Consider the following 10,863-nt stretch of genomic DNA (forward strand, 5'->3'; position numbering starts at 1 on the left):
GCCGACGCCCCGCGCCCGCGACTTCAAGGGCCCGGATGCCGGCCGGGAGGACCTCGGGCATGTCGTCACGCTGCTGCTGACCCCGACCTCGAATCTGGGCTCCATCGGAGGCAGCCAGCATCCGCAGGTGAGGAAGGCGGGCGGGCACGGCCCGAACCTCTCCGACGTGGTGGAGCATCTGCTGCCGACCCCGCGGGCGAGCGACGGAACGAAGGGCGGCCCGAACCAGCGGGGGAGCAGAGGCGACCTGACGCTGCCGAGCGCGGCGGCCCGGATGGTGCCGCGACCCGCCGCCCGCACGAGCCCGGCCCGCCCGCCGACCGGCACGCTCCCGGTGATCCCGCAGGACGAGCTGCCGATGTGATCGGCGGGGAGCTGAGCCGGTGGGGGGAGTACGGGCCAGCCATCGCCCGGTGGGAGGCCGCCACACGCCCCGCTCCGGACCCGGTCGACGCCCGCGGCCGACTCACGCCGGCCCTGGTGGAGTGGGTCATGGGCCTCGAAGAAGGCTGGGTGACGGGGATCACAGGACTTTCCCGGTCGGCTCAGCTCACCGTCCTCGGCAACGGAGTCGTTCCTCAACAGGCATCTGCTGCACTGAAGTTGATGGCCCCTGGAATTCCTCTGTGTGGAAATCACCGAATTCCTTGACCGTGAGAACCCGGGTCCCATACACCACCCCATATCTCCCGGGCAAGGACTGTGCCACCGGGCAGAGTTCTGCACGTCGCCCCGCTTCCCCCGACCTTCGGAGCTGCCTTTGACCCATCCCCATCCCGACGAACCACCGGGCCGCGAGGCCGTCACGGAGGAGACGCTTGCGCAATGGCGCGCCACGATCGCGGCGCTCCAGGCGGAACGCGACTCGCTTGCCATCGTGGCCGAGCGGCTCGCCCAGGACTACGACGAGGATCCGAACCTCTTGGACCTCGACGAGGTCGAGGACGACGCCGAGGACGGTGAGGCCAGCGCCTCGCCGCTGACGATCCTCGCCTTCGACGACGACGCCCTCGCCGAGGAAGTCCGCACGATGACGCCCTGGGTGGACCACATCCTCCTGGGCGTCTACGGCCAGGAGATCACCTCGGGACGGCCGTGGTGCGCACGCTGGCCCGAGCACGACGAGGCGCTGGCCCGGATCCACCACTGCTGGCTCGCCTGGCAGGAGCTCACGGACCCCCGCTCCGGGGCGACCGGCCCGAGCGTGTGGCAGCGCGACCACCTGGAACCGCTGCTGCTCAAACTCCGCTCCGCAGACGGCCCGTTCACCGCCTGCACCACCAACCCCGACCACCCGCACCACCGCCTGCTGCCCGCACTCCCGTTCACCGACCCCGACTCCCTGCCCACCGCCGGGGGAGCGGCGGCCGGAGCCTGACCTGCCGAAGGAGCCCGCCCGTGACCGCCTCCACCGACGTGCTCCTCGGCTTCGACGCCCACCCCGACGCTCTCGCCGATCTCGACCGCCTGCCACCCACCGTCCACGAGGCGGCCGTCAGCCACCTGCGGCTGCTCGTACGGGCCCAGAACCGCGGAACAGGCATCGACCGGCGGGGCCTTCGGGATCTGACCGGCTGCCGCAAGGTCTGCCTCGATGAGGACAAGCGCTGGCGCCTGGTCTACCAGGAGAGGCCACCGGCCTCCTCCCGCGCCGCCGAGATCTACCTGCTCGCCGCCGGCCCCCGCAGCGGCCACGAGGTCTACAACACCGCCGCCCGCCGCCTGCACCTGATCAGCACCGCATCCCCGCAGCGCTCCTGACCTACCGCCGGACTTCCGCGCACTCCACCATCCGCTCCACCACCGCGAAGGACACACTCATGCCCACCTCCGTCGTACGCGATGTTGCCCAGGCCTCGCAGGTGCAGAAGGCCATGTCCGTGCTCAGCCCGCCGAACACCTTCGGCGTGCTGCGGACGCTGGACCGCAACGGCGGCCAGCTGCCCAGCAGCGCCTTCGCCGACGCGATGCCGTGGATGGGCGCCAAGCTCAGCCCCCGGCTCGGCGCGATGGAGACCGCTGGGCTGCTGTCCCGCTCCCGCTTCGGGAAGGAGAGCATCGTCGCGATGACCGAGGCCGGGCGCGACGCCCTGCGCCTGCAGCTGCCGATCACCCGCTGGGCCTCCGCCCACCAGAGCGCGCCGGAGACCGGGACCGGACTGGGCGCATACACCGAGCAGGCCCTGGCCTCGCTCAACCTCACCCACACCGTCGCGACCCTGTGGGCGCTGGCCGGCGAGGGCGAGAGCGTGTACCCCTCGGAGATCCAGGACCTGGTCCTTCCCGAGGGCGTGCACCCCTCGGCCCTCTACCGCAGGCTGGCCCAGATGGAGAGTGCCGGGCTGGTCGAGCGGGAGGGGGAGTTCCGCAACTACATGTACGGCCTGACCCAGTCCGGTCGCGACCTGATGGAGCCGGTGGAAGCCCTCGCCAGGTGGGCCGAGCGCCACGTGCCGGCAGCCGGCGCCGACCGGGAGGTGCCGACGGTGCCCCGCGTACAGGCCCCGGTCGCCCGCCCCGTCGCGCCGTCGCCGGTCAGCGCACCCGCGGCCGCGCAGCCCTCCCCGGCTGCAGCGGCGGCCGCTCGCGCCCAGGCCGCCACCGTGCGCTCGACCACCACGGTGCTCTCCTTCAGCCACCAGGCGCCGCCGCAGGCCGCCCCGCTCGTGACCGCCTCCGCTCCCGCGCGTCACCGCTGACAGGAGGCGCGCCATGGACTCCATCCCCACCGTCTCCCGCCGCCTGCCCGCACCCCTGACCCGCGCCGCCGTCGACGCGGTTCCGCGCCTGCCCGGTGCCGTGCCGAATGGCGTGCCGGCCCGGCTCGCCAACACCTACGTGGCGGTCCGCCCCGCCTACCTCGCTCCCGCCACCGACCGCTCCACCGCCCCGGCCGCGCGAACCCTGAGCGAGGCGGGCTGGACACCCGTCCCCTCCGCCGAGGGAACGGAGTTCCGAAACGGCTCCACCCAGGTGTTCGCCGCGGCACCCGAGTCGGGCCGCACCCAGGACGCCCTGGTGGCGGCCGGACCATCCTGGCAGGCCCGCTTCAGCTCCCGGACGCCGGACGAGGTGCTCGCCCACGCCGCCGCCGCCCTCGCCGAGCACACCAAGAACGGGCCCGGCCACGCCGACCCCGACGCCGCGCTGGCCGACCTGATCGAGGCGGGCTGGAGCCACTCCAGACGCGAAGGAACCGTTGACTTCACCGCCCCGGACGCCCTGGCCGAACTCTCGTGGGGACCGGACCAGGACACCGGCGAGCCGAGCCTGCGCATCCTCGCCGGTGCCGGCGGCGACTACTGGGACGCCGACCTCATCGGCGCCCACTGCCCGGACCTGCTCGTGGAATCGGTCGTCACCTACCTCGCCAGCCCCGCACCCGCCCGCCGCCGCCTGCGCGAGGTCCCCGTCGGGCTGTACGGCCATCTCGACGTGATCCCTGAGGCGACCCGCACGGCCGCAGCCGTCCGCGCCCCGGCGCTGCGATCCGCCGCCTGCGCCGCCGCGCCGCCCACCGCACTGATCCGCAGCACCACGCCGCCCCCGGCCGGTGGCTCCGCCCGCAGAACGCGGTGACCCCCTCGACCCCATGGAGAAGCCGCTGACCCCCGCCGACCGCCGGGAGCCGACCGCCCTGCTGACCTGCGACCTCGCCGAGGAATCCGAGCAGGTCCAGGCCCTCGCCCGGACCCTCGAACTGCCGCACCATGCCCGCTCGCCGCAGCACCTGCTGGCCAACAACCTGCTGCACACCCTTGTCCACCTGGCCACCACCGCCGCCTCGGCCGCCGCCGTCGTCGACGCCGCGGACCCGCTCACCGGCCCCCCGCTCACGGCGCTGTCCCGCATCGAGTCCGCCCTGCAACCGATGCTCTCCGCCGTCGGCGCCATGACCACCGTCCTCGACCAACTCGCCGAGCCGGACAGCACCATCACCGACACCGCCGGACTCGTCCAGGCCGGCCGCCTGCGCGCAGGCGCCCTGCTGACCGGCACCGCCGCCCACCTCGGAGCCGCCGCAGCCGCGCTGCGCACCAGCCCCGGCACCTGAACTCACGCTCGCCCGACCCCGCCGCCCAGGAGACACCACCTCCCGCATGCCCCCAGCCACCGCCACCCTCCGCCCGGGGATGCGCGCCGTACTCGCCCGCCCGCACGTCACCGCGATGCTCGCCGGCACCCTCGTCGGCCGCCTGCCCACGGCCATGGCACCGATCGCCCTGCTGCTCGCAGTCCGGGCCGACGGCGGACCCGTCCTCCTCGGCGGGGCGCTCGCCGCCTGCTACGGACTGGCCGCCGCCTTCGGCCAGCCACTGCTGGGCCGACTCGTCGACCGCACCCGCCTCGCCCCCATCACTGCCCTCTCCACCGCCGTGGCCAGCGCCGCGTTCACCGCCCTCGCCGTCCTCGGCGCCGCCGACCACCCCCTCGCCGCGGCCGGGCTCGCAGCGCTCGCAGGCGCGGCGACCCCGCCGCTGGAGGCCGGCCTGCGGGCGCTGTGGCCCCGATTGGTCCCGGACCCCGACGCCCACCGCGCGGCCTACACCCTCGACTCCGTCAGCCAGGAGACCGTCTTCGTCACCGGCCCGCTTCTGGCCACGGCCCTGTGCCAACTCGCCTCGCCCGCAGCCGCACTGGCGGCGTGCGCGCTCACCGGAGCCGCCGGATCCCTAGCCGTCATCCTGCGACCCCCGGCACGATGGAGGCCGCCGGCCACACGGGCCGGGCACTGGACGGGCCCGCTGCGCTCACACGGGCTGCTGCTCCTGCTCGCCGCGATGGCCCTGCTCGGCGCGAACCTCGGCTCGTTCAGCGTGCTGGCCGTCGCCCTCGCCGACCGCCACGCCATCGGCTGGCTCGCCGGGCTACTGCCCGCCTTGCTCGCTGTCGGCAGCCTGCTCGGCGGCCTCGTCTACGCCCGCTCCCCGTGGAACCTCCCGCTCCCGCGCCAGCTGGTCTACGCCTCGGCCGGCTACGCGATCTGCTTCGCGCCGCTGCTGATCACCACCGCGCCGCCCCTCACGGCCAGCCTGAGCACGCTCCCCGGCCTCTACCTCGCGCCGCTGCTCGCCATCGCCTTCCAACTCGCCGACCGCCTGGCCCCGGTCGGCACCGCCACGGAGGCCGCGGCCTGGCTGATCGCGATCATCGGCGTCGGCCAGGCCCTGGGAACCGCCCTGGCCGGACGGCTCGCCGAGCACGGCCCCGCCGCAGTCGCCGCCCTGCCGGTCCTCGCCGCCGCCCTGGCCGCCGCCGTCCTCCTCACCCGCACCGACCTGCTCGAACCCGCCACCACCGCACCGGAGAAAACCGCTTGACCCACCGCACCACCGCACCGATCCGCATCGTCTGGGACTGGAACGGCACCGTCCGCGACGACATCGACGATCACGTCGCGGCCCTCAATGCGACTCTTCCCGCCCTCGGCGGACGGCCGGTCAGCGTCGAGGACTACCGGGCCAAGCATCGAGTGCCGATCCGCGCCTTCTACAGCGACCTACTGGGCCGCTCGATCACCGACGCCGAGTGGGAGTCCAACGACGCCGCCTTCCTCGCGGTCCTGCACAGCCGCCCGGTGCGCCTGCGCTCGGGTATCCGGCAGGTGATGCTGGGCCTGCGCGCCCGCGGTATCGGGCAGTCCCTGCTCTCCCTGGCCCCGCACGAGCGGCTGCTCCACGAAGTGCAGCAGGTCGGCATCGCCGGGCTGATGGACCGCATCGACGGCCGCGTCGGCCCCTCCGTCTCCACCAAGGCGCCGGCGCTCGCCGCCCACCTCGCCGCCCTCGGCCCCGGCATCGACCCGGCCACCGTCATCGTGATCGGCGACAGCGCCGACGACGCGGTCGCCGCCCGCGCGGTCGGCGCCGTCCCGGTCCTGCACACCGGCGGCCTGCACTGCCCCGAGCGCCTGGCCACCGACGGCGCCCCGCTGGTGGACACCCTGGCCGAAGCCGTCGAGGTCGGCCTCGCCGCCGTCGCCGCCCGCGCGGCGGCCACGCGGTGAACCAGCCCTCCGACACGCCCACGTTGAGCGATCCGACGATGATCGGCACCGCGCTGGTGCTCAAGGAGTTCGGTGTCGGTCGCCTCAGGGACATACCGGGCGGGCGCGACGACGAAGGAGGCCTGCCCGGCAGCTCGGCCGGCGAGGTCCTCCGGGTTGCGCGCCGCCTCGACCACGTCCAGCAGGGCATGGTCGCCAGCGCCCGCAGCATCCGCGGCGACGTGCAGCGCGTGATCGACGGCCTCGACGCCGAGATGCCGCTGACCACCGGCGTGATCGGCACCAGCGCCCACGCGCTCGACCTCCTGTGCGCACGCCGCGCCGAGCTCCACCAGCGCCTGGACCGCCTCATCGGGCTGCACCGGCTGCTGACCGCCCAAGCGCCGGCCGAGCCCGCCGCACCGGACCGGACACCCGCGCGGCAGCGCGCGGTCGAAGCGTCCCGACTGATGAAGCTGAGTGCCTCCCAGCGCCAGGCCCTCGACGCCGTAGCGCGTGGCGATGTCACCGTCCATTCGATGAGCATCCGACAAGGGCAGCGCGTCATCAGCCCAGGAATGCGCGTCAGCGCCGTGTCCGTCACCTGGTTGCTCGACCGCAAGCTCGTCGAGCACGACCGGAGCCGTTCCCTGTACCACGGGCAGAAGCTTCGCCTTACGCCCGCCGGAGCCCGGATCCACGCCTCCCTCTCCGGGAACGCCCAGGCGGAGGTGGCATCCCCGTCCGCCGCGATGCCGGACCCGGCTCAGGCGGCCGGTATCGATCCGGTGCGCGCAGGAAGGCCAGCACGGTGACCACCACCGGACCGGCCACAGGCCCGGCACCCGCCACCCTGGTCGGCGGTGCCCCGGCGTTCGCCGGGCGCCTGCTCGTCCTGGAGCGCCTGGGCCTGGACACCTACGGCCTGGCCGACCGGCACACCGAGCCGGGAGAGCTGCGCAGCCTCGCCCTGCTGCTGGCGCGGCAGGCGGAGCGGCTCGACGACGCCGACCAGGAACTGCGCCGCCACGCCGCCCTCGCGATCCGCCGCCTGGAGCGGACCCGAAGCGGGGATCACCGGGACGTCGAGCAGTGGGGCCTGCTGGCCTCGCTCGGCCGCGACATCGAGGCGCTCGCCACCCGCTACCACCTCGCTGTCGAACACCTCGTCATGGCCGTCCACTTCTACCGCCAGGCCACCGAGTCACCTGCCGCCGGCGCCACCGCCTCCCGCCACGCGGCCTCCCGGATCCGGAGCTCCACGACCGTTCCCGTCGCCGGGGTGGAGGTCGCCGCAGCAGGGCCCGCCGTCGCGTCGTCTCCGGCCCGCGGCCGGTGACCAAGTGCCCCCGATCGACCATCCCGCGTTCCCCGGCCCCGACAGGGTCCGGAACCCCGACCATTGGACGACCACCTGACCGCCGTGCCCACCTCGCACACCCAGCAGGCCCTTGAGCTGCTGTCCCCGCCCGGCACCGCGCGCGTCTTCTTCGACGCCCGCTACCACGAACTGCCCGCTGACTCCCGGCCCGCCGACTTCTCCGTCGGCGCCGGCATGAGCGCCGCCGATGTGCGGGAGCACCAGCGGCGGCTGCAGACCGCGCGGCTGCTGGCCCACACGGGCTGCTACGACATCGAGCGGCAGATCACCACGAAGATCGCCCGGGAGCTGGCTCCAGTGTGGACGAGTGCCTACCTCACCGCCCAGTCCCTCGGCCTCGCGCGGCCCGACGAGCACGTGGCGGTGCCGATCGAGACGGTGCTTCGCCTGGCCGCCGATCCCAGCCTCACCGCGGTCCGAGCCCTGTCCGACCAGCCGGCGACGCACCGCGAGCTGACCGCCCGTCTCACGGCCGCCGGCGCCGTCGACCTGGCCGCCCGACTCCCCGAGGGCACACCGCTGCTCCCCGGGCAGGGCCTCTCCCACACGGCGGCGAACCGCGCACTGTTCCACCTGCGGACCCTGTACATCAGGCTCCACGCCTGGCACGAGAACTACGTCCGGCTCGGCTGGGGACCGGAGTCGATCGCGCGCGGCCGTCGGACCATCGCCGCAGCGCCGACCACCAGCACCCCCACGCTGTTCCCCGCCCAGGCCCCGGCCATCGACTCCGCGACCCGCCGGGCGCCGCGCCGATGACCACCAGCGACGGCGCCGACTTCGGCCTGGCCGGTCTGGACCCCGCCACCGCGGACGACGCCGTCAGCGCCCGAGTCCTGCGCCACAGCGGTGCGCGCTTCACGGTGGAACACACCCTGGGTCTGCGCACCAGCGTCGTCCTGGGCGCGGTCGAAGAGCGCCACATCGCCGCCGTCATCACCCGCGACCAGCGCGCCGGAACCTACACCGTCCGCCTGCACCACACCGGCGACGGCACCGACGCCCGCACGTGGCTGGCCGCCCAGGCGGCACGGGCGACCGCCTCCGCCACGCCCGCCGCGGCCCGCCGCGCCGCCGCCACCGTGCGCAGCACCCGCACCAGCCCAACCGGCCCCGGCCCGGCCGCCACCTACGCCGCGCCCGCAGGCCGACCCGCTGTTCGGCACCACTGACCCAGGAGACCCCATCGCCCCCACCGCCAGCTCCGCCCTCGGCTTCGACACCTACGACCTCGAGCCCGTCGACGAGGAGAGCGAGGAAGTCCTCTCGCGTCTTGCTGGCCTCGAGAGTGCGTTCATGGTCCTCGCCGCGCAGCACCGGGCCGACCCGTCCACCCGGCTGCGCACCAGCCACGTGATCGCCTTCGACAGGTCCGCTATCTACGGCGTCCCCGGTGAGCCCGACATCGTCGCCGTCCACCTGGAGCGTGACGACAGCGCCGGCACCATCCGGGCTGCCATGAAGACCGAAGCGCTGGTGCCGCTCGCCGAGCGCTGGCTCATCGCCCGGGGAGCAGACCCCGAGCAACTCGCCCAGACCGCGATCCCCATCCGCCCGGCCGACCCCCTCACCCGGCAGATCGAGGAGTTCCTGCGTTCCTCCGGCGACCGCTTCACCGTGCGCGGCAGCTTCACGGACGAGAGCGAGCCGTACGACATCTGGGTCATCGCGCAGGACACCGCCCCCTCCCCTGCCGAGGCCTCGGTGCGGGTCTGGCACAACCGACGGCAGGTCGACAGCGACACGTACACCGTCCGCGAGGGCGGCTTCGCCGACCTCGACGCCGCGTACGCGTGGACCCGGGACACCAGTGCCCCGCTGCCGCCCGTCACCTCGCCGAGCGCCCGCGCCGCCGCCGCCCGCCACAGCACCGTCCCGGCCGCCGGTCGGCCGCGCCTCGACCCGACGCCGGTTCAGCCGCCGCCCGGCCCCGGGCGCCCCCGCTCCGGCTCCCGCTGACTTCCGTCCCCGACCACGTCAGGCCCCCTTGACCGCGACATCGCACATCCACGTCCAACCCGTCTACCTCGCCGGCCCCGGCGACTGCGCCACCATCACCACGCCCCTCCTTCAGCACGGCTGGGCACAGGCCGAAGACCAGCACCACCCCTTCCTCCGCGCCCCCGACAGCGACACCACGCTCTACCAGGACCCGAAAGGCGACTGGCACCTGGTCTGCCCCTTCCCCGCGGACGGCTCGCACGCCTGGTCAGCCGTCTTCACCGCCACGACCCCCGCCGAGGTATTGGCGGCCAGCGCCCTCGCCACCGCCCAGGCCCTCGCCGGCGCCGACCACGGGCGTCTTCGTGAACTCGGCAAGCCCGACAGCCTCGTGACCCGGGCAGGGTGGAAGCGGGACTCCTCCATCACCAACCCCCTCATCTGGCGCTCCCATGACGGCGCCGCCCGGCTCCTCTACACCCCCGATTACCTCACCAAGACGGCCTCGTGGGCCGTGTCCGTCACCGCCGGCCCGCAGGCCGAGGCCGGCTGGCGCGCGCACTTCACCTCCGGCGCACCCAGATGGGTCATCAACGCAGTCCTGGAGGTGGCCGCCTCAGACCGGCCCGTTGCCCGTCCTGCCGACGCGCTGCCCCGCGCCTCCCTGATGCAGCTGACGACACCGACGGCCGCCGGGCTCCCGGATGACCGGCGCTCGGCCGCTGGCCTGCGGTTTGCCCGCCCCGTACGGCTGCACCAGGCCGCCGCCACGACCGCCTCGCACCCAGGTACCACCGGTTCGTGCAGGGGCCGCCGGTGAGCGGCACCGACTCCAGCAAGACACGCACCGCAGAACGCGACGCCGCGTTGGCCGCCTTCACCCGGGCGCTCGCCCCTCGGCTGCCCGGCGAGTGGACCGCCGACGTCATGGATCTGCCGACCGCCGCCGCCCGGAACGCACTCCACGAACGACTCTGGGACCTCGCCCACGCCGACTGGGCCCTGGGCGAGTTCATGTACTCGACCGCCGGGGTCCTGCACGGTCCGGCCGACCGCGAGCTGCTCGTCCTGCCCCGCCCCCATCCGCACGTCGGGCAGTACATCGTCGCACCGCTCCTCCCGGCGGCGTTCGGCCGTACGACGGACGGCGTCGAGCACCTCGCCCCGCACGGCATCACCGTGCAACCCGATTCGGTCCGCGCCGCCGCAGCCGTGACCGGCCGACTCCTGCCCCGCTACGACCAGGCGATCAGCGACGCGCTAGAGGACCTCGACTCCACCGCCGACAGCCCCTTCACCAGCGAGGAAGCCGACACGCTCGTTCTGCGCGCGGCGGTCCGCACCGCACTGCTCGCCAGCGGACTCCGCCTCCTCGCCGAGCCCGGCGACCTCATCGGCGCGCTGGCCGGCACCGGCGGGTTCGCGTGCGACCGGCTCTCACTCGACCACGCCATGGCGCCCCTAGGAGCTGTTCAAGGTTTGGATCATGTGGCTGGAGTCAGGGACTTCAGCCACATGATCGATCCGCGGAGGTGCAGGCCTGCCGTGTAGCTTT

15 protein-coding genes are annotated in these 10,863 nt (G+C 74.2%); all 15 read left to right on the forward strand.

Features of this window, described 5'->3' with window-relative positions; translation table 11 throughout:
* The first annotated feature begins 127 nt into the window (after positions 1-127).
* The 15 genes from ACFVVU_RS30710 (at position 128) to ACFVVU_RS30780 (ending at position 10,859) form a co-directional block, all read left to right on the forward strand.
* Positions 128-364 carry a hypothetical protein gene (locus ACFVVU_RS30710; protein WP_387793517.1) on the forward strand — a complete coding sequence of 79 codons (237 nt, stop codon included), beginning with the start codon at positions 128-130 and terminating at the stop codon, positions 362-364.
* A gap of 396 nt (positions 365-760) precedes the next feature.
* On the forward strand, positions 761-1,378 hold the full coding sequence (locus tag ACFVVU_RS30715; RefSeq protein WP_387793494.1) for a DUF4913 domain-containing protein: 618 nt from the start codon (positions 761-763) through the stop codon (positions 1,376-1,378).
* A gap of 20 nt (positions 1,379-1,398) precedes the next feature.
* A complete protein-coding gene (locus tag ACFVVU_RS30720; RefSeq protein ID WP_387793495.1) occupies positions 1,399-1,761 on the forward strand; it encodes a hypothetical protein in 363 nt (120 codons plus the stop codon).
* Positions 1,762-1,820: 59 nt separating this feature from the next.
* Positions 1,821-2,699 (forward strand): winged helix-turn-helix transcriptional regulator, encoded by an 879-nt coding sequence (locus ACFVVU_RS30725; protein WP_387793496.1) that lies wholly within the window; start codon positions 1,821-1,823, stop codon positions 2,697-2,699.
* Between the two features lie 13 nt (positions 2,700-2,712).
* Positions 2,713-3,579 carry a DUF317 domain-containing protein gene (locus tag ACFVVU_RS30730; RefSeq protein WP_387793497.1) on the forward strand — a complete coding sequence of 289 codons (867 nt, stop codon included), beginning with the start codon at positions 2,713-2,715 and terminating at the stop codon, positions 3,577-3,579.
* A 13-nt stretch (positions 3,580-3,592) separates the two neighbouring features.
* Positions 3,593-4,054: a hypothetical protein gene (locus ACFVVU_RS30735; protein ID WP_387793498.1), complete on the forward strand. Its 462-nt coding sequence runs from the start codon at positions 3,593-3,595 to the stop codon at positions 4,052-4,054.
* 46 nt (positions 4,055-4,100) lie between these two features.
* Positions 4,101-5,321, forward strand: a complete 1,221-nt coding sequence (locus ACFVVU_RS30740) for an MFS transporter (protein ID WP_387793499.1) — start codon at positions 4,101-4,103, stop codon at positions 5,319-5,321.
* On the forward strand, positions 5,318-6,007 hold the full coding sequence (locus tag ACFVVU_RS30745; protein ID WP_387793500.1) for an HAD family hydrolase: 690 nt from the start codon (positions 5,318-5,320) through the stop codon (positions 6,005-6,007). The genes ACFVVU_RS30740 and ACFVVU_RS30745 overlap by 4 nt, the downstream gene beginning before the upstream one ends.
* Complete coding sequence (locus ACFVVU_RS30750; protein ID WP_387793501.1) at positions 6,004-6,801, forward strand: hypothetical protein; 798 nt, start codon at positions 6,004-6,006, stop codon at positions 6,799-6,801. Before ACFVVU_RS30745 ends, ACFVVU_RS30750 begins: the two co-directional genes overlap by 4 nt.
* Entirely contained in the window at positions 6,798-7,325 is a 528-nt protein-coding gene (locus ACFVVU_RS30755) for a hypothetical protein (protein WP_387793502.1), read from the forward strand. The genes ACFVVU_RS30750 and ACFVVU_RS30755 overlap by 4 nt, the downstream gene beginning before the upstream one ends.
* A gap of 63 nt (positions 7,326-7,388) precedes the next feature.
* Positions 7,389-8,126 (forward strand): hypothetical protein, encoded by a 738-nt coding sequence (locus ACFVVU_RS30760; protein WP_387793503.1) that lies wholly within the window; start codon positions 7,389-7,391, stop codon positions 8,124-8,126.
* Positions 8,123-8,539 carry a hypothetical protein gene (locus ACFVVU_RS30765; RefSeq protein WP_387793504.1) on the forward strand — a complete coding sequence of 139 codons (417 nt, stop codon included), beginning with the start codon at positions 8,123-8,125 and terminating at the stop codon, positions 8,537-8,539. The genes ACFVVU_RS30760 and ACFVVU_RS30765 overlap by 4 nt, the downstream gene beginning before the upstream one ends.
* Before the next feature lie 124 nt (positions 8,540-8,663).
* Entirely contained in the window at positions 8,664-9,326 is a 663-nt protein-coding gene (locus ACFVVU_RS30770; RefSeq protein WP_387793505.1) for a glycosyl hydrolase, read from the forward strand.
* A gap of 28 nt (positions 9,327-9,354) precedes the next feature.
* Entirely contained in the window at positions 9,355-10,128 is a 774-nt protein-coding gene (locus ACFVVU_RS30775) for a DUF317 domain-containing protein (RefSeq protein ID WP_387793506.1), read from the forward strand.
* Positions 10,125-10,859 (forward strand): hypothetical protein, encoded by a 735-nt coding sequence (locus ACFVVU_RS30780; protein ID WP_387793507.1) that lies wholly within the window; start codon positions 10,125-10,127, stop codon positions 10,857-10,859. Before ACFVVU_RS30775 ends, ACFVVU_RS30780 begins: the two co-directional genes overlap by 4 nt.
* The last annotated feature ends 4 nt before the right edge of the window (positions 10,860-10,863 follow it).

Source organism: Kitasatospora sp. NPDC057965 (assembly GCF_042887135.1).
Classification (GTDB): domain Bacteria; phylum Actinomycetota; class Actinomycetes; order Streptomycetales; family Streptomycetaceae; genus Kitasatospora.